This window comes from Bradyrhizobium sp. NBAIM08, from assembly GCF_020193935.1.
GTDB classification, from domain to species: domain Bacteria; phylum Pseudomonadota; class Alphaproteobacteria; order Rhizobiales; family Xanthobacteraceae; genus Bradyrhizobium; species Bradyrhizobium yuanmingense.
Genome location: NZ_JADYVR010000002.1, coordinates 439,529 through 457,076, shown reverse-complemented (window position 1 = coordinate 457,076; position 17,548 = coordinate 439,529). Strand labels below are relative to the sequence as shown.

Below are 17,548 nucleotides of genomic sequence, written 5' to 3'. Positions count from 1 at the left end.
CTGCCGACCCGGGCGCCGCGAAACTTGTCCATCGCCGCCGAAAGCGGGATAGAGTGCATCCGGATGCGCGCAGGGCCGGGGACACGGCTGGTGATTGAAGGCTTCTACAAAGTCAGATTTCAGCTCGGCGATACCGTCGGCCGCAGCGTGATGCATGCCGGCGACGGCAAGATGCTCGGCGGCAATTCGGCCTTCGCCCATATCGGCAGCTACGAGAAGACGGGCAGCGGCGTCGACATCGTGATCAAGACCGTCCGCCATAATCCCGATCCGAGCTACCGCGCCATGGCCGGCACCGACGATGCAACCCTGATCGCGAAGGGCTGGGCCGACGGCGATCTCTATCGTTTCAAAGGCGAGCTCAAGGAGCTGCCAGGCGTTCCGTTTCAGTCGCTGATGACGCCGATCACTGACGAGCAGGTGCCCATCGCCGGCGGCGTCGGCGAAGCCGGCATCAGCGACGGTCTCTACTCCATCCATTTGCGCATGCTCGACGGCCTCGACGGCGGACTCACCGGCGTGATGCTGCTGAACCAGGGCCGCATCCTCGGCGGCGATGCGGCTTTCTATTATCTCGGCAGCTACACCGCCGCGAAGGGCCGCTGGAAGGGCCAGATCCTCAACCAGGAGCACACGCCGGCCAAGGACGATCCGATCTTCGGCGGCCACGAGGTCGGCATCGGCTTCTCCGGCAGCTATGACGCGGAGCAGGCGGTGCTGGAGGCAACCGCGCTGGCCGGCAAGCGGAGCTTGCGCCTGACCGCAGCGCTCAAGCTGATGCATCGCGCCTGAGCCACCCATCGCAGACGCGAACCGACTTGAGCCTTGAATTTGCCGGGCCACAGACGCAACGTGACGATCATGCGGACTTTCCTCCTTGCCATGCTCTTTGCGCTCGCCGCGCCCCTGACGGCGCAGGCGCAATCGGCCGACCTCGTGTTGTGTGACCGTCTCGCCGCCGATCCCAGCGATCCCGACAAGCCGGGCGACGTGAAGGGCGTCGCGGAGATCGCTTCCGCCGACATCGCGACCGCGGTCAAGTTCTGCAAGCAGGCGGCAAACGCCTCGCGCCGCGCGATGTTCGAGCTCGGGCGCGCTTACGCGGCGAACCGGCAGACCGCTGAGGCGATCGCTGCCTGGCGCAAGGCGGCCGACAAGGGATCGAGTGCGGCGATGGTCGAGCTCGGTGTTACCTACGCCACCGGCTCGGGCGTCGCCAAGGACGAGGCGCAGGCGCGTAAGCTTTTCGAGAAGGCGGCGCAGGCCGGCAACCCGCGCGGCGTCAGCAATCTCGCAGCGCTCGGTGGCGCAGGTGGCGCCGCGCCGGCCGATCCCGCCCAAGCCCGTGCGCTGCTCGGCAAGGCCGCCGAGACCAATGCGGAAGCGCAGTACCAGCTCGGCCTGACGTTGTCTGAAGGCGATGGCGGCGCAAAGGACGATGTCGCGGCGCGCGCGCTGTTCGAGAAGGCGGCGGCGCAAAACCATCCAGGCGCGCTGGAGCGGATGGGCGCCTTCGCGCAGGAGGGGCGCGGCGGTGCGAAGGACAAGGACGCCGCAAAGGCCTACTACGAGCGCGCCGCCGCGCTCGGCGACGAGGATGCCAAGAAGGCGCTGGAGCGCATTCGCTGTCCCTATGCGATCAAGGACAAGCAGGGCAGGCTGGTCACCACGCTGTGCTTCTAAAGCGCGATGCGATCAGGATGAATCGTCATCGCGCTTTAGCCTATTGTTTGAGCATGATCTTTTCGGAAAACCGCTTCACACTTTTCCGGATCATGCTCTAGTTCACTTCATGTAGTAGGCGAGATCGTTGCGGGCATCGCGGTAGGTGGTCTCGAGATAATGCGGATATTTCCGCGCGGCCTGTTTCACCGCGCGCGCCACGCAATCGTCGAAATCGCCGTTCCAGTCGAAGTGCTTGTTGTAGGCGTCTTCGAATTTGACCGCCGTGATGATGGCTTGCCGGATCGCCTGATCGTCGGCGCGCGGATGAGCGCGCTTCACATAGCCGAACATCGGCCCTTCATGGGCGTGGGCGCGTTCATGGCGGTACTGGATGATGAATTCCTCCGGCGAGAAGGTGCGATTGACCCGCACCTCTTCGGCGGTGGGGCGGCCCGCGATGGCCTCCAGACGGTAGCGTTGGCGCCAGAGCGCGTAGGCGGCATCGAGCAGCGGCTGCTTCGCGGCGCCGGCGATGATCGCGCTGAGCTCGTCTTCGGCTGATTGCGTGTCCATGCGCGATTGGTCGTGCGTCCGTGGGGGCAGGTTCGAGCCTGGCACCGGTCGGCCGAGGAGCTTTTTTCGGAGGCCGGCAAACAAACCTCCAAAACAACCCCATGCATAGTAGCCAAGTCCCTGAAAACATTGACTGCGGGTTTTACGAAGTGGAGTTTTGACCCGTCGGGCAAAACAGGGGCATAATGGCATCATGGCGGGCGAAGGTCCCCGGGGTGGCGATGCGCGGAAAAGCCGGTGGCTTCGCTGTGGCGTCGATGCTAGGTAGCCCGCAATTCATTCTCAATTTGCAGGTTCAGGACGTTGCTGGACGGGCTCTACAAGGTTGAATACGGCATCAACGATGGGTTCGGCTGCAGCATCATGTGCCTGCACGACGGCAGGATGCTTGGCGGCAATTCTGGCTTCGCGCATCTCGGTACCTATGTCGAGCGCGACGGCGAGATCATCGCCCAGGTCATCACCGAGCGGCACAACCTCGACCCCAGCTACAAGCCGCTGATGGGCGCCGACGTCGCCTCGATCGGAGCGCGTGGCCGGCTCTACGGCAACCAGATCCGTCTCGAGGGCGGCGCGGACACCATGCCCGGCGCCAGGTTCTGGGCCAATCTCACGCGCCTCGACGACGAAGGCTTGCCGCCGAGCGGAACGGTCGGACCGGGCGGCATCGCCAACGGGCTCTATGGGATGGGCTTGCGCGCTCTCGACGGCGTCGATGCTGGACTGTCCGGCGTGATGCTGCTGATCGACGGGCGCATCCTCGGAGGCGATGCGTTCTTCTACTATCTCGGCGCCTATTCCTCGGCGGACGGCCGCTGGAAGGGCGAGATGCTGAACCAGGAGCACACGCCGGCGAAAGGCGAGAACCCGGTGTTCGGCGGCCTCGAGGTCGGCATCGGCTTCTCCGGGACCTGCACGGAAGACAGCGGCGAGCTCGAAGGCATCGCGCTCGCGGGAAAGCGGAGCCTGCGGCTGAGGGCGTCGCTCAAGCTGATGCGAAGAGCGTAGGGCGCCGATCGTTCTGTCGCGTCTGCTCCGGAGGCGACAATCAAGTCGCGCATCTGGATGTCCGCATTGGGCCATAGGCGCCATTAACCAACCACACCTAGCAATTAGCAAGAAAGCGCCGAACCAGTTCGGCGACCTTATCGGTCGCCTCGTCCAACGCGAAATGACCTGCTTCAAGCAGGTGGACCTCCGCGTCAGGCACATCGTCGACGTACGCAGTTGCCCCCGCCACGGTGAACGAAGGATCGTACTTTCCCCAGACCACTAGCACCGGTGGCTGAACTTCGCGAAGCCATTTCTGCCAGCGCGGATAGGATGCGACGTTGCTGCGATAGTCCAGGAACAATTTCGCCTGAATATCCGCCTGACCCGGACGGGAGAGAAACGCGTGCTCGTCGGTCCAGCTATCCGGATCATACCGCTCGGGATGCGGGCTGGTCCCGACATGCCGCAGCCGGGTTGCCTCCAGCGAGGTGAAATTGGCCTTGAGGTTATCGAGTTCGCCGGCCGGATCGGCCCAGTACCTGCGGCGGGCGTCCCACAGCGAACTCAAACCCTGCTCATGCGACACCGCGTTCTGGACAACGATGCTGCGCACCCGTTCGGGATGAGCGAGCGCTAGGCGGAAGCCGACGAGCCCGCCATAGTCCTGAACGAACAGGACATACTTGGCGAGGCCGAGCTTCGTCACAAACGTGTCCATGATCTGCGCGAGCCGGTCGAACGTATAGGTGAAATCGGATGTCGGCGGCGCGCTGCTGTGACCGAAGCCGGGATAATCAGGCGCAATCAGGTGATATCGATCGGCAAGGAGCGGCAGCAACGGCTCCCACATCCGCGATGAGGATGGAAAGCCGTGCAGCAGCAGCACGGTCGGCGCATCGACCGACCCTGCCTCCCTGTAGAAGATCTCGAGGCCTTCGATCTCGATGCTGCGATAGGCGATCGACTGTCGTGTCGAACGCAGATCGCGATTTGTTGCCCGCACGCTCATACCGACCTCCTAACCATAGAGAAACGGCGGGCTGAATTGGATCAGCATGAGCAACGCGATGAGGGCGAGTGCCGCCAGAACACTTGTCTTGCGCATGGTCACATTCTCCTCGTTCGCTCGACGGGATCAGGCTTCGCCATCGACATCGATGATCGCCCCTGCGAATGCGCGCGGCGCCTCCTGGGGCAGATTGTGCCCAATGCCGCCCGAGATGGTCCGATGCTCGTACTTGCCAGAGAATTTTTTGGCGTAGGCGGCCGGCTCCGGGTGCGGCGCGCCGTTGGCGTCGCCTTCCATGGTGATTGTAGGCACGGCGATGGCAGGACCCTGCGCGAGTTTCGCTTCGATGTCCTCGTATCTAGCCTCGCCATCGGCAAGCGCCTGCCGCCAGCGGTAATTGTGAATGACAATCGCGACATGATCCGGATTGTCGAAGGCGCTCGCGCTGCGCTCGAAAGTGGCATCGTCGAAATTCCACTTCGGCGACGCCAGCTGCCAGATCAGCCTGGAGAATTCCCGGCGATACTTGTCATAGCCGAGCTGGCCGCGCTCGGTGGCGAAATAGAACTGGTACCACCATTGCAGTTCCGCTTTCGGCGGCAGCGGCATCTTGCCGGCCTGCTGGCTGCCGATCAGATACCCGCTCACAGATACCATCGCCTTGCAGCGTTCCGGCCACAGCGCCGCCATGATGTTGGCGGTCCGCGCGCCCCAGTCGAAGCCGGCGACAACAGCCTTCTCAATCCTAAGCGCATCGAGTAAAGCGATCATGTCTAGCGCAATCGCCGAAGGCTGACCGTTGCGAAAGGATGTCGGGGAGAGAAACCGCGTCGATCCGTAGCCGCGAAGATACGGGATGATCACGCGATAGCCGGAGCCGGCGAGCAGCGGCGCGACATCGACGAAGCTGTAGATGTCATAGGGCCAGCCGTGCAGCAGCAGGACCGCGGGTCCATTTGTCGGGCCGGTCTCCACATAGCCGACATTGAGCAGGCCAGCATCGATCTGCTTGAGGGCAGAGAAAGCCGTATTCGTGCCCGGCTTGATCGCTGGTAGGCTGCCCGATTTCGTCCGGTTGAGATCCGCATCGGCTGCGGCGGTCAGCTTGGTAAGGCCAGCCTGCGAGGTGCCGGCCAGAGCAAATTGAGCCGTGGCGAGCGTCATCGCGGCGGTGCCGAAGAAGTTGCGGCGCTGAACGTCGATCTTGTCTGACATGGTAATTTTCCTGTCGTTGGCCCGTCCAGCTTTCGGTCGAGCTTGGTTGCGAGCTCACTGTGCAACGACACGGCGATTTCCGCCCGTTAACTGATGTTATTTGGCGCGAAACGGCGCCATTCCGGCGGTTCGCATGCCGGTCCAGCCTTCCGCGGGCGGCCATTAACATCGCTTTACATCTATGAACTCGCGCCGCGCGCGTAGGCGGCGGCACCATGGCCAGGTTGAAACGGGGAGAATTAGACATGATTCCGCTCCTGGCCGAAGCGATCGAAGCTCATGGTGGCGAAAGCCGCTGGCGGGCGCACGGCCGTCTCAGCGCATCGTTCGTCATCACGGGCGAACTCTGGGACCTGAAATGCGTGCACCAGAGTGGCCTTCCAAGGACGGTGCATGTCGATCTGCACCGGCAATGGGCGTCTGTCGACGATATCGGCAAACCTGGACAACGGAGTGACTTCACCCCCGACCGCGTCGCGATCCTGTCCGGCGGCAGCAGGACAATCGCCGAGCGCAGGAACCCGCGCGCATCGTTCGATGGCCACGACATGCGTACCGCCTGGGATCTACTGCACCGGGCCTATTTCGGCGGCTACGCGCTCTGGACTTGCCTGACCGTGCCATTCCTGCTCACGATGCGCGGCTTCACGCTGCGCGAGATCGAACCATGGCGCGAAGGCGCGGAAATCTGGCGCGGATTGCGGGCCGTGTTTCCGGAGAGGCTAGCCAGCCACAGCCTCGAGCAGGACTTCTATTTCGGACCCGACATGCTGATCAGGCGCCACGACTATCACGTGCAGATCGCCGGCAATTTTCCTGCCGCCCAATACTTCTCCGAGCCGGTCGTGATCGACGGCATCACGATTCCGACCAGGCAGCGCGCCTATCTGCGCGACCGTGATTTGAAGCCGATCCCGGAAGATCTGATGGTCGGCATAGATCTATCTGTGGTTCGTTTCAGCCCGGCCGAGTCGAATGCCGGATCGTGACCCTATATTGGGCGCATCTCCCATGACCTAACTGTGTATTGATTTGAAGCTCCGCCCGCGACATGCTTCCTCATTGGCCTCGACCGCAGTACTGCTAATTTTCCCGGAATAGTTGTGAAATGCGCGAAATAAACGGCAACGAAGCAACGCGCGCGCCGCGGATTGCATCGCGACGATTGTCGAAGTAGCGGGCGATGCCTTCCAGCCTCCCAGCAAAGCACAGAGGCGCACAGCCATCTCGCGCGAGCGAGCCTGATTCCCTGGGCGTAAGATTCGGCCGGTTTTGTCTTTACGAAAAATCCCGATTGCTCGAAAAAGATCAGGGTCCCGTCAAGATCGGTAGCCGCGCGCTCGACATTCTGTGCCTGCTGGTTGGTCGTGCGGGAGACATTATTCACAAGGACGAGTTGCTGGCGCACGCCTGGCCGAACCTGACGGTGGACGAGGCCAGTCTCCGCGTCCACATCGCAGAGATCCGAAGGGTGCTCGGCGACGGCAAGGACGGTGCGCGCTTCATCACCAACGTACCCAATCGGGGATACTGCTTCGTTGCGACCATCGAACAGCGCCAGCCGGCGCAGGATGCCCCGAAGCCGGCGGCAATGGTCTCGGGCGAACCGTCGATTCCGCTGCTGCTGACCCGCACGATCGGACGGGAAGATGTGGTTCAGCGCCTCTCGGAGCGATTACTCGCCGAGCAGTTCATTACGCTGCGGGGACCTGGCGGCATCGGGAAGACGACGGTTGCGCTTGCGGTTGCCCACGCATTGTCGGGCCGCGCGCAGGAAGTGCGCTTCGTCGATCTTGGGCCCCTGAAGGAAGGCGAGCTTGTTCCAAGCACCGTCGCTTCGGCGCTCAATCTGGTCGTGCAAACCGCGGACCCGACCTCAAGTATCGTGCAATTCCTGGGCGGCCGGCGCGTCGTGCTCATTCTCGACAGCTGCGAGCACGTCATCGAACATGCCGCACGGCTCGCCGAAGCCATCTATCTGCAGGCGCCTGGCACCAGCATTCTTGCCACCAGCCGAGAATCCTTGCTGGTTCAGGGAGAGCAGATCGTCGAGTTGCCGCCGCTCGCAACCCCCCCCGCGGACCAGGCGCTCACATCGGAGGAGATGCTGGCCTATCCGGCGGTCCGGCTCTTTACGGAACGAGCGACGGCGGCCGGATACAGCGTGGAGATGAGTCCCGACAATATGCGGCTCCTCGCCGGCATCTGCGAGAAACTCGACGGCATCGCGCTCGCCATCGAGCTCGCGGCCGTTCGCCTCGGCGCGCACGGCCTGCGCGAGATCGATGCGCTGCTGGACGGTCGGCTGAAACTGGAATGGCGGGGGCGTCGTACGGCACCGCCGCGCCACCAGACGCTGAGCGCAATGCTGGACTGGAGCTACAATCTCATCACCGACGCCGAACGGCTGGCGCTTCGGCGGCTTGCCGTGTTCGCCGGGGCGTTCACCCTGGAAGCTGCAATAGCGGTTGCCGGAGCTGAGCCCGACGACGAGCAGGTCATTGACATGATCGGGCAACTCGTCGCCAAGTCCCTGCTGTCAGCCAGGCCAATCAAATCGTCGATGCGGTATCGGTTGCTTGACACCACCCGGACCTACGCGCTGAAAAGGCTCAGCGAAAGCGGCGAGGCCAATACCATCGCGCGACGGCACGCGGAATACGTGATGAGCGCGCTGGTCCGTAGCGGGTCGAACGGAAATGCCCTAGGCCTGCCGGCGCGCTCCGAACTGCTCGGCGACGTGCGTGCCGCGCTGTCATGGGCCTATTCGGATGAAGGTGCGGCAGAATTGCGCGTTCCCTTGAGCGGCGCTAGTGCTCCGCTGCTCGTCGAACTGAACCTGCTCAACGAGTGCAGCCGGGTGGCGCAACGCGCCCTCGGAGCGCTCGACGACACCAACCGCGGCGGAATCTGGGAAATCGAACTGCAATCGGCGCTCGGTCACGCAGCCATGTTCACAGAGCGCAACAGCGAGCAGGCCGAGGCCGCGCTGCTACGAGGGCTCTCCGTCGCAAGGAAATTGTCGGATCGACCCAACCAATTCCGGCTGCTGTCGCGCCTCAACATGTTCTACCGGCGAACCGGCGAATGCGACCGCCTGGTACCGTCCGCGGAGGCGGCCGAGGAAGTGGCACGCGAGATCGGCGATCCCGCAGGACTTGCCGGAGCAAGCGTCCTGCTCGGCGTTTCCCATCATTTGGCCGGCAATCAGATCCTTGCGCAGCATCACCTCGAAAAGGCCATGCAAAACGACATCGCGCTGCGCGTTGCCGGTCCCAGCCACTTCGCCTTTGCGCGCACGCCACGCATTCCGCTGGCGCGAACATTGTGGTTGCGGGGATTTCCTGATCAAGCGGTGGAACTCGCCCGTGCGGTCACCAATGATGCCGCGCCAAAAGACGTTGTGATGTACAGCATCGCGCTGTGCTGGGCTGCATCAGTATTTGGCTGGGTCGGCGATTGGGCGAGCGTGGAAAAATTGACCGCGCGCCTGAGCGAACACGCCTTGATGCACGGCTTCGTTCCGTATCAGGCCGTGGCCGACGGATTCCGTGGTCAGGTGATGGTAGCCCGCGGCGACGTGAAGGACGGCGTCGATCTTCTCCACGACGTGCTGCCCCGCCTGCACGCCGACCGCTACGAACTCTACGCATCCGGGTTCAGCGCCGACCTAGCGCAAGGGCTAGGCCGGCTAGGGCGGGTTGAGGAAGCGCTTGAAGCGCTCGACAACTCGATGTCCCGTACATCCGCCGGCGGTGAGATTTTTGATATGCCGGAGTTGCTCCGGCTTCGCGGCAAGCTGAAGGCCCAGGGCGGCGACGAAGACGGCGCGAGGCAGAGCCTCAAATCATCCATTGAACTCGCCGAGACGCAAGGCGCGTTGTCCTGGCGGCTGCGCTCCGAGATTACGCTGGTCGTGCTTTCCGGCAAACAGGGCAAGAAATCCGCGCTGACGGCTTTAGCCCAGACGTTGGCTCGCTTCAGTGAGGGGCTTGAGACAGCCGATTTGCAGTCGGCTCGCGGCCTGCTCCAGTCCTGATCATTCTCGGTGGGCGACGCTTCGCGTTATCGCGAGGCAAGCAAGCGGCCCGGCGGAGCATAACGCGCTTTTACATCACCTAACGAGCAATCTCCCAGGTTCTGCGCAAGTGTGGCGGCGTCACGAACCGCCTGGCCGGCCATATCGACGGCCCGCAAACCAAGGAGATTAAAATGATCGCGCAGTCCACTTCCGAAACGATCGACCAGGATCGCCGCCAACTGCTGGGTACCGCCGCCATGGGCATCGTCGCCGCGGGAGCCGTCAGCCTTCTGCCGTTGCAGCCCGCCTCGGGCAAGACCGCTGGCGAAATCCGCCCCTTCCACGTCCATGTTCCCGAGGCCACTTTGATCGACCTTCGTCACCGCCTCGGCGCGACGCGGTGGCCGGAGAAGGAGACCGTGACTGACGACAGTCAGGGCGTGCAGCTCGCGACCGTCAAGAAGCTGGTCCAGTACTGGCAGACGGACTACGACTGGCGCAAGGTGGAAGCACGGCTCAATGCACTGCCGCAATTCATCACCGAGATTGACGGGATTGACATCCACTTCATTCACGTTCGGTCCCGGCACGACAATGCGCTGCCGCTGATCGTAACGCATGGCTGGCCCGGCTCGATCATCGAACAGCTGAAGATCGTTGATCGCCTGGTTAATCCCCTTGCCCACGGGGCGGCAGCGTCGGATGCTTTTGACGTGGTGATCCCGTCGATCCCCGGCTACGGGTTTTCCGGCAAGCCCGAGACCACCGGCTGGGATCCGCAGCGCATCGCGCGCGCCTGGATCGTGTTGATGAAGCGGCTCGGCTACATGCGGTTCGTCGCGCAAGGCGGCGACTGGGGCAACGCCATCACCGAACAGATGGCGCTTCTCGGCGCACCCGAACTTGTTGGCATCCACACCAACATGCCTGCAACTGTTCCTGACGACGTTGCGGCTTCGCTCCAGGCCGGTGGGAAGCAGCCGTCAGGTCTCTCCGGCGAAGAGCAGAACGCGTGGAACCAGCTCGACTTCTTCTACAAACACGGCCTCGGCTACGCTATCGAAATGGCCAACCGGCCGCAGACGCTGTACGGCATCACGGATTCGCCGGTCGGCCTCGCAGCATGGATCCTCGACCACGATACACGCAGCCATCAGCTTATTGCCCGAGTCTTCGGCGGCGAGACCGCCGGGCTCACGCGGGACGACATCCTCGACAACATAACGCTGTACTGGGTGACGAACACGGCAATGTCATCGGCGCGACTTTATTGGGAGAACAAGCTTCAGTTCTTCCAGCCGAAGAATGTCACTATTCCGGTCGCAGTGAGCGTGTTCCCGGACGAGATCTACGCCGCCCCACGGAGTTGGACGGAACGTGCCTATCCCAAGCTGATCCATTTCAACCGGCTTGATCGCGGCGGACACTTCGCCGCCTGGGAGCAGCCCGAGCTGTTCAGCGCGGAGATGCGCGCCTCGTTCCGCTCTTTGCGTCAATCGTCCTGAAAAATGGAGGCGCGCGAGGATATTGCGCGCCCCCATCAGCACCTGACGCCCCTTGCCACTCAAACCAAACACGGCGTGTTCACCTGATGGCGCCGACAATGGGAGTTTCCAATGAGAATCCTGATGGTCATGACTTCGCACGATCAACTCGGTAACACCGGCCGCAAGACCGGTTTCTGGCTCGAGGAATTTGCGGCGCCCTACTTCACCTTCCTTGATGCCGGCGCGGACATCACCGTAGCTTCGCCCCGGGGCGGTCAGCCGCCGCTCGATCCCGTCAGCGATACGCCGGAAGGTCAGACCGACCTGACCAGGCGATTCAAGCAGGATCCCGCAGCGCAGGCGGTTCTTGCCAATACGCGCAAGCTGTCGCAGATGAAGCCCGCAGACTTTGATGCGGTATTCTATCCGGGTGGTCACGGCCCTATGTGGGACCTCGCCGAGGATCCGGATTCCGTCGCGCTGATCGAAGCCTTCTACAACGCCGGCAAGCCGGTGGCGGCCGTCTGCCATGCGCCGGGCGTGCTCCGGCACGTCACATACAACGGCGAGCCGATCGTGAAGGGCAAGCGCGTGGCCGGATTCACCAACAGTGAGGAAGAAGCGGTTGGGTTGACGAAGGTCGTGCCGTTCCTTGTCGAAGACGAATTGAGGCGGCTGGGCGGGCTATTTGAAAAGGCGCCGGACTGGCAGAGCTTTGTCATCACCGACGGAAGGCTCGTCACCGGCCAGAATCCAGCCTCGTCAAAGGCCGGCGCCGAGGCGCTGCTCAAGCTCCTGAAGCCTGCAGCCACCCGCGGCATCAGGCTGCAACGCCGCACGCCATCTTATTGGCGCGTCACCTTCGACCTTCCGCCGCTGAATATCTTTGGGCCCGAGAACATTCCGCAGCTCAACGAAATCATCACGGCGATCGAGACCGACCCGCAGGTCAAGGTTGTCGTATTCGACAGCGCAGTCGAGGGCTTCTTCCTGACGCACTACAATTTCTTCGCCCCGCTGGAGGAGTCGACGAAGATTCCGCCGGGGGCCACCGGACTGCAGGCGCTACCTGACCTGCTGGTCCGTCTGAGTCGCGCGCCGGTCGCGTCAATCGCCATGGTCCGTGGCCGCGCCACCGGCGTTGGCAGCGAACTGGCGCTGGCAAGCGACATGCGCTTTGCGAGCCGCGAAAATGCGATCCTGTCGCAATGGGAAGTCGGCGCTGGCCTCGTGCCGGGCGGCGGCCCAATGGCGCGGCTCCCGCGCTTGATCGGCCGGGGTCGTGCCCTTGAGGTGCTGCTAGGCGCCGATGACATCAGCGGGGATCTTGCGGAACGCTACGGTTACGTCAATCGATCGCTGACGGACGCAGAACTCGACGGCTTCGTTGACGCCCTGGCCAGACGAATCGCCTCCTTCGACAAGCAAGCGATCGCCGAGACAAAGCGGCTGGTCAACGTCGCGAGCCTGCCGTCGGATGCGGACATCGCGCCCGAATGGGACGCTTTCCTCGCGTCGGTCCAGCGTCCGGCCAGCCAGAGCCGAATCAAGATCCTGCTCGATCGTGGCTTCCATCGGCCGGGCGATGTTGAGAACCGGCTCGGATATCACGTCGGCCGGCTGAACAACTAACCATCCGAATCCGCGACAAGGGGCTGCCCCGAGGCGGCCCCCTCTCAGGTCTTCGCTAGCAGAGGAGAGGTTATGATCCTCGAGCATCAATTGGATGAGGATACATTCCGAGCGATTCTGCCGGAAGAAATTACGTGGGAGCCGTTCCCGGCGTTTCCAGCGGGCGCACGTCTAGCTGTTATGGTTGGTCACCCCGCCGAACCGGGGCCGTACCTAATTTGGGTTAAAGTACCGCGGAACGAAGCTTATGCCGCACAAGCATCCGGAGGACCGGATCTACACGGTCATATCCGGGGTCTTCTATATCGGCCTTGGAGAAGCCTTCGATGACGACAAGCTCAAGGCCTATCCACCTGGGAGCGTCATTGTCCTCCCGGGCGAGACCTGGCATTTCCACTGGGCGAAATCAGGTGAGTACGTCACGCAGGTCTCGGCGCTCGGTCCGCTCGGCCTCGAGTATCACGACTCGCGAGATGATCCGCGCGGCAGTGCGGGGGCCGCAATCGGAAGCGAGAGGAGCAATGGTCGTCTCTGCGACCACAGCAACTCCGCTTCGGGTGAATTCGCCTATCACATCGATAAGCAGTTCCGTCATACTGCAGTCATCGATCCGCGACGACTGTTCGTCAGCAGGGAACGGATTGAATGAGCGGGTTGTCGCATGACCGCAACGGGTCACAAGCTGCGGTCCGACCGCTCTGCTCGTCCGGTCCGGTTTCTCTCCGAGAGCAGGCTTCGCGGCGGTCATGGGCAGTTCGGCTGAGGGCCAATTGACCTGACATTCGATGCAAAAGCGCGTCGGTCCGCTCACGGCGGCGGAAAGGCTCCTGCTATTGGCCCGACGACGTCGCGGCCAGCTGCCGGTCGATGGGATCGAACGAAAATGAAACGAGATGCTACGGGTATATCCGCTTCGGAGCGACCATCCTGGCCGATGAGTATCAATCCGGCGCCGCCATTTGCCACATTCAGAATGATCGGCTCGCCGCTCCATGTCTTGATCGGGTCCATTCCGATGATGAGAAATTCGCCGACAGGCTGGTCGAAATATTGAAGACGCAATTGCGGGCCGACTTCGGCCGCAGCGAGTTCGAGGCCGAACTGCTGGGCGCGTGCGTAAACGTTAGCCAAAGTCACGGTATCGGACGTGAATCCAAGCTGCGCAGGCGATAGATCGAGAAGCTCCACATATGTCTTCCGAGAGCTAACGGTGAACGTCGGCCTAGCAAGGATTTCAGCGGCTTGACCACCGACATTGCAGCCCTTGCTATCGAGTTCGTTGCGCAAGGCAAGAGAGTCGGCGAAGGTACCTATTGTGATCGTTTTCCATGTCGCAACGTCGCGCGCGGACTTAATAGGCTGTTGCGACGCCGGAGCCGAGCGCGTCTTGAGCTTCAGCTTGTTTTGCAACACGTCGCGCGCCGCGCATTGAGCGGACGCGGCGCTCGCAAAGGAAATGACGCAGGCCGCCGAGAGTATGGAAGCCAAAAGGTAGAGGAAAGGTCGGCTTGCTTGGTTATGACCTGCCGCGCGCCGGGCTCGGCTTGTGAAAATACACATGGCAAATGACTTTTCTGAAAACGTTTGGACCGAAAAAGCCCAATTCCGGCAGCGGACGCTGCGCCGACGCGATGCCCTTCTCTTATCCGGCTTCTTCCAACCGTACTCCGTTTAACTAAGAGAGCATGTGAACCAGCTCACAGCCTCCTCCGACGCGTGCTTACGCGCTTACATCATCGGCGCCGAAGTTGTGATCAACGGCGGCTACCTGCCGCAATAGCCCGCTGCCACGGCGGTACGCGCGCTCAGCATTGCACGGCATCAGCCAGCGAAACGGGACAGGTTGGGCGCGTGGAGCTTCTGGGCAACAGCGCGCGTCCGCCGTGATGCAGCTCGATTGAAAAAAGAGTAGGGAGCACGCTTGGCAACGTCTAAACTATCACAAGAGCCATCGCCTTGATCAGGCTCTGGCGTTCTCGTCTCCTACCGCCCCGCCTCAATCACGCTTTAGTCACCTCACCACCTGAGGAGCAGAAATTGAACCATCCCGCGCCGCCTCGCTCCTCTGGTTGCCTGCTGGCCCTGATCATCCTCGCACCGGTCGCGGCGCCGGTGCCGGCGCACGCACATGTCAAATGGTTTGCGCCCTATATTGTCGGAGCGCCACCACAGTCGATCGGGGCCACGTTGACCAATGTATGGTTCTGGACCGGCATTGCGCTCGTGCTGGCATTCTTCCTCGCGTCACGAGCCATCGAGAAGTCGAGCGCCGGCGAGACGATCCTGCTGGCCATGGATCGCATCACCGACCCTCTCTGGATGCGCCTCGACGACTTCGTGCGCGTCGTCATCGCCGCCTTCTTCGTGGCGATCTTCGCCGTCGGCGGCGTCTACCTGACGCCAGATCTCAAAACGCCGGCCGAATGGGTGTCCTGGACCCAGCTCCTGATCGCCGGGTTGATCTTTTCTCGCAAGACCCAGCCACTTGCGGCTCTCGGGATCATCGCCTTGTGGCTACTCGCGCTGCGCGACTATGATGTCTTCCATTTGCTGGACTACCTGGCGCTTGGAGTCGGTGTCGCCGCCTATCTGGTATTGGAGGCTTCATCCAATCCGGAATGGCGCAACCATCGCTTCGAGGCGCTGCGCTGGGGCGTCGCCATCGCGCTGATGTGGTCGAGCCTCGAAAAGTTTGCCTATCCCGACTGGTTCTACCCGCTCGTGCAGGAAAAGCCCTTCTTGACCTTCGGCATGCCGCGCGACGTATTTATTCCGATGGCAGGCGTCGCCGAATTCACGATGGGATTCGGCTTGATCTGGACGCCGCTTGTCCGCCGGCTGTCGGCCATCGCTCTTTTCATCATCTTCAACGCAGCCGTCTATCCGTTCGGGCGAACCGACCTGATCGGACACGCGCTCATCATGGCGGTCGTCGTTGCCATTGCTGCCGATCATAGTCGTGAGGTGCATTTCCTGCCCGCACTCAAGCGAAGGCTTGCCGGCGTCCCGGCCGGACTTGCGGCGGCGCTAGTCATTTTCACAACGGGTTACTGGGGACTGCACATTGCGATTTATGGCCTCGAAGGAGACATCGGAACGCTGGCTGGAGAGCGGCTGACCCATACGCCGAACCCCGAACATCCGCATGGCATGCACGGCGCTGCGGCGATAGGGTTGACGGCTCCGGATGCCTACCGCGCCGCCATGGACCGCATGCACGGTCCGATGATGCGAGGCATCACCAACGCTGATCCCGATGCAGCCTTCGTGCTCGGCATGATCCCTCACCATCAAGGCGCAGTCGACATGGCCGAGATCGTCCTCAAGTTCGGCAAGGATTCTCGAAACCAGCACTTTGCTCGCGAGATCATCGACACCCAAAGGCGGGAGATCGGCGAGATGCGGACATGGCTCAGTCAGAAGAACATTCCGCAACCGTGAGGAAGGGCGATGAGCGCGACAGGCTCCGTCGTCCTGATTGGTCCCGCTTGAGCGCAGCAGATGCTCGGCAGGAACAAACATCACGTCAGTAAGCAGCCAGCTCTTCTATCGATCCAAGCTCTTACGAAAGGACTGAGCAGTCCACAAACGGTGCGGCCAACCCAGCAGTTCGCTCTCCATCACGACAGGCCGGGGGTTACCCCAAGCCGACCGAGGCCAGGTAGCTTGAGCGCCGGGCGTCGGATGTCGATGCCGAGAACGGCGCCGAAGAAATTGATCTCCAGACCTTCGACCCAGCCGAGCGAGAAGCCGATGTATCCGGCAAGCGAGGCGTAGATGCCCGTGCCGGACGCCGTTACGCCGAACCATTTGCCGGTGTACGGGAAGTCCTTGCCGATCGCGGTCGGCGGCAGGACGGCCCGGAGCTCAGGGACGGAATCGAGTGCGGCCTGCACGAAGGTGTTCGAATTGGGCCCAGGCCAGACGCTGTAATCTCCATAGGATCGAAACCTGTAGTTTTCGACCACATGCCTGATCTTCGGAATCAGCGCCTCCGCACGCTCGCCATCGACGGCCACGACGATTTCAGGCACAGCGCCGAACCATCGCCCGTCCGGAGCGAAGCCGTTGGTGCGGATCGGCTCGCCCCAGGCCGTGTAGTCGTACCTTGTGTAGGTCGGCGCATCTTTCTCTTTGACGACGATCCAGGTGTGAATCGCGAAGATGCCGCGCCATCTCACCGTTCTTGCTCCGAACACCCGGATGACGGCCTCACGGTGGTCGGCCGCGGCGGTCAATAGACCTGCGCTGGAGCGGTCGGCCGTCTGCCAGCTCTGGCGGCCATCATCCAGCCAAAAATATCTCGCCGCCGATGCGGCAAGCGGTGCGAAGACGAGGAACAGAAAGATGAGCAATGGCTTTTTCAAGGGAGTGGTACGGCGGGGATCTTCGGCAAACATATAGTTCGCATCGATGTCGACGCCATAGCCGCTCCCGGTCGCCGAACGAGCCTGTCACCTCGGTCGGGCGGGCACGAGATCGGTTGAGTTGTTCCGCAACGGATGGAGCACACGCATGGACATGAAGGAAGCCGCGGCAATGACCGAAGCCTCCGGGCTGACGGACGATCAGGGCGGCATGGAGCGGACTTCAGGCCCGCGGCCGGGTTCCGGAGAGCAAGAACGGGCTTTTGCTCCGCAGGCCCGCACGCCGTCGCCAGAGCCGGCGAAGCGATGGGCTGATCAGTTGCGCGAGGTGACGGTGAGGGCGCCGTTACGGTCCTTGCTCGTCGCTTTCCTGGCCGGAGCATGGATCGCTCGCCGCCGCTAGGAACTGTGACAAGAAGCAAGCGGTTTCAGGCGCTGGCATAGGAAAGGGTGGACGATGAGACTTCTGGTTTTGGCCGCGACTGTCCTTCTGGGCACCATCTCGTTTTCCATGGCGCAAAGCTCAGGAGGCGGTTCAGGAGGTGCTTCCTCCGCTGGAGGGGCGGGCGCAACGGGTTCGGGCGGC

15 protein-coding genes and 1 pseudogene are annotated in these 17,548 nt (G+C 62.4%); 11 read left to right on the top strand and 5 right to left on the bottom strand.

The window, feature by feature from the left end; all coding sequences use genetic code 11:
* Positions 1-90 precede the first annotated feature (90 nt).
* Positions 91-792, top strand: coding sequence for a GrlR family regulatory protein (locus tag I6F37_RS08295; protein ID WP_225151159.1), 702 nt, complete (start codon positions 91-93; stop codon positions 790-792).
* Between the two features lie 69 nt (positions 793-861).
* The gene (locus tag I6F37_RS08290) at positions 862-1,683 is read left to right on the top strand and encodes a tetratricopeptide repeat protein (protein WP_225150903.1); all 822 of its coding nucleotides are present in this window, start codon (positions 862-864) and stop codon (positions 1,681-1,683) included.
* 102 nt (positions 1,684-1,785) lie between these two features.
* Here the strand turns inward: I6F37_RS08290 and I6F37_RS08285 are convergent, their stop codons facing one another.
* Positions 1,786-2,238 carry a hypothetical protein gene (locus I6F37_RS08285; RefSeq protein WP_225150901.1) on the bottom strand — a complete coding sequence of 151 codons (453 nt, stop codon included), beginning with the start codon at positions 2,236-2,238 and terminating at the stop codon, positions 1,786-1,788.
* A gap of 303 nt (positions 2,239-2,541) precedes the next feature.
* Here I6F37_RS08285 and I6F37_RS08280 point away from each other — a divergent pair, with 303 nt between their 5' ends.
* Positions 2,542-3,246, top strand: a complete 705-nt coding sequence (locus tag I6F37_RS08280) for a hypothetical protein (RefSeq protein WP_225150899.1) — start codon at positions 2,542-2,544, stop codon at positions 3,244-3,246.
* Between the two features lie 97 nt (positions 3,247-3,343).
* Here the strand turns inward: I6F37_RS08280 and I6F37_RS08275 are convergent, their stop codons facing one another.
* Positions 3,344-4,240: an alpha/beta fold hydrolase gene (locus I6F37_RS08275; protein ID WP_225150897.1), complete on the bottom strand. Its 897-nt coding sequence runs from the start codon at positions 4,238-4,240 to the stop codon at positions 3,344-3,346.
* A gap of 126 nt (positions 4,241-4,366) precedes the next feature.
* Entirely contained in the window at positions 4,367-5,455 is a 1,089-nt protein-coding gene (locus I6F37_RS08270) for an alpha/beta fold hydrolase (RefSeq protein WP_036022787.1), read from the bottom strand.
* A gap of 245 nt (positions 5,456-5,700) precedes the next feature.
* Between I6F37_RS08270 and I6F37_RS08265 the strand changes: the two genes are divergently transcribed.
* The 6 genes and pseudogenes from I6F37_RS08265 (at position 5,701) to I6F37_RS08245 (ending at position 13,244) form a co-directional block, all read left to right on the top strand.
* Positions 5,701-6,444 carry a hypothetical protein gene (locus I6F37_RS08265; RefSeq protein ID WP_036022789.1) on the top strand — a complete coding sequence of 248 codons (744 nt, stop codon included), beginning with the start codon at positions 5,701-5,703 and terminating at the stop codon, positions 6,442-6,444.
* A gap of 305 nt (positions 6,445-6,749) precedes the next feature.
* On the top strand, positions 6,750-9,494 hold the full coding sequence (locus I6F37_RS08260) for a winged helix-turn-helix domain-containing protein (RefSeq protein ID WP_225150895.1): 2,745 nt from the start codon (positions 6,750-6,752) through the stop codon (positions 9,492-9,494).
* 173 nt (positions 9,495-9,667) lie between these two features.
* The gene (locus tag I6F37_RS08255) at positions 9,668-10,981 is read left to right on the top strand and encodes an epoxide hydrolase family protein (protein WP_036022790.1); all 1,314 of its coding nucleotides are present in this window, start codon (positions 9,668-9,670) and stop codon (positions 10,979-10,981) included.
* Between the two features lie 111 nt (positions 10,982-11,092).
* Positions 11,093-11,761 (top strand): annotated as a pseudogene (locus tag I6F37_RS45300) (type 1 glutamine amidotransferase domain-containing protein); the annotation flags it as partial.
* Entirely contained in the window at positions 11,747-12,595 is an 849-nt protein-coding gene (locus I6F37_RS45295; RefSeq protein WP_050995869.1) for an enoyl-CoA hydratase/isomerase family protein, read from the top strand. The pseudogene I6F37_RS45300 and the gene I6F37_RS45295, both read left to right, overlap by 15 nt.
* A 247-nt stretch (positions 12,596-12,842) precedes the next feature.
* Positions 12,843-13,244, top strand: coding sequence for a cupin domain-containing protein (locus I6F37_RS08245; RefSeq protein ID WP_225125635.1), 402 nt, complete (start codon positions 12,843-12,845; stop codon positions 13,242-13,244).
* A gap of 158 nt (positions 13,245-13,402) precedes the next feature.
* Here the strand turns inward: I6F37_RS08245 and I6F37_RS08240 are convergent, their stop codons facing one another.
* Complete coding sequence (locus I6F37_RS08240) at positions 13,403-14,155, bottom strand: hypothetical protein (RefSeq protein WP_225125633.1); 753 nt, start codon at positions 14,153-14,155, stop codon at positions 13,403-13,405.
* A 477-nt stretch (positions 14,156-14,632) separates the two neighbouring features.
* On the opposite strand from I6F37_RS08240, the gene I6F37_RS08235 reads away from it, so the two are divergent.
* A complete protein-coding gene (locus I6F37_RS08235) occupies positions 14,633-16,036 on the top strand; it encodes a DUF305 domain-containing protein (protein WP_225125632.1) in 1,404 nt (467 codons plus the stop codon).
* Between the two features lie 179 nt (positions 16,037-16,215).
* Here I6F37_RS08235 and I6F37_RS08230 read toward each other — a convergent pair whose 3' ends face one another.
* Positions 16,216-16,950 (bottom strand): DUF3750 domain-containing protein, encoded by a 735-nt coding sequence (locus I6F37_RS08230; protein ID WP_109143958.1) that lies wholly within the window; start codon positions 16,948-16,950, stop codon positions 16,216-16,218.
* A 160-nt stretch (positions 16,951-17,110) separates the two neighbouring features.
* Between I6F37_RS08230 and I6F37_RS08225 the strand changes: the two genes are divergently transcribed.
* Positions 17,111-17,365 carry a hypothetical protein gene (locus I6F37_RS08225; protein WP_225150894.1) on the top strand — a complete coding sequence of 85 codons (255 nt, stop codon included), beginning with the start codon at positions 17,111-17,113 and terminating at the stop codon, positions 17,363-17,365.
* Positions 17,366-17,548: the final 183 nt, after the last annotated feature.

Bases quoted from the DNA above. Each gene is read 5' to 3' on its own strand.
- I6F37_RS08290 (WP_225150903.1), top strand. From the start codon at position 862: ATGCGGACTTTCCTCCTTGCCATGCTCTTTGCGCTCGCCGCGCCCCTG.
- I6F37_RS08285 (WP_225150901.1), bottom strand. From the start codon at position 2,238: ATGGACACGCAATCAGCCGAAGACGAGCTCAGCGCGATCATCGCCGGC.
- I6F37_RS08275 (WP_225150897.1), bottom strand. From the start codon at position 4,240: ATGAGCGTGCGGGCAACAAATCGCGATCTGCGTTCGACACGACAGTCG.
- I6F37_RS08270 (WP_036022787.1), bottom strand. From the start codon at position 5,455: ATGTCAGACAAGATCGACGTTCAGCGCCGCAACTTCTTCGGCACCGCC.
- I6F37_RS08265 (WP_036022789.1), top strand. From the start codon at position 5,701: ATGATTCCGCTCCTGGCCGAAGCGATCGAAGCTCATGGTGGCGAAAGC.
- I6F37_RS08255 (WP_036022790.1), top strand. From the start codon at position 9,668: ATGATCGCGCAGTCCACTTCCGAAACGATCGACCAGGATCGCCGCCAA.
- I6F37_RS08245 (WP_225125635.1), top strand. From the start codon at position 12,843: ATGCCGCACAAGCATCCGGAGGACCGGATCTACACGGTCATATCCGGG.
- I6F37_RS08240 (WP_225125633.1), bottom strand. From the start codon at position 14,155: ATGTGTATTTTCACAAGCCGAGCCCGGCGCGCGGCAGGTCATAACCAA.
- I6F37_RS08225 (WP_225150894.1), top strand. From the start codon at position 17,111: ATGGACATGAAGGAAGCCGCGGCAATGACCGAAGCCTCCGGGCTGACG.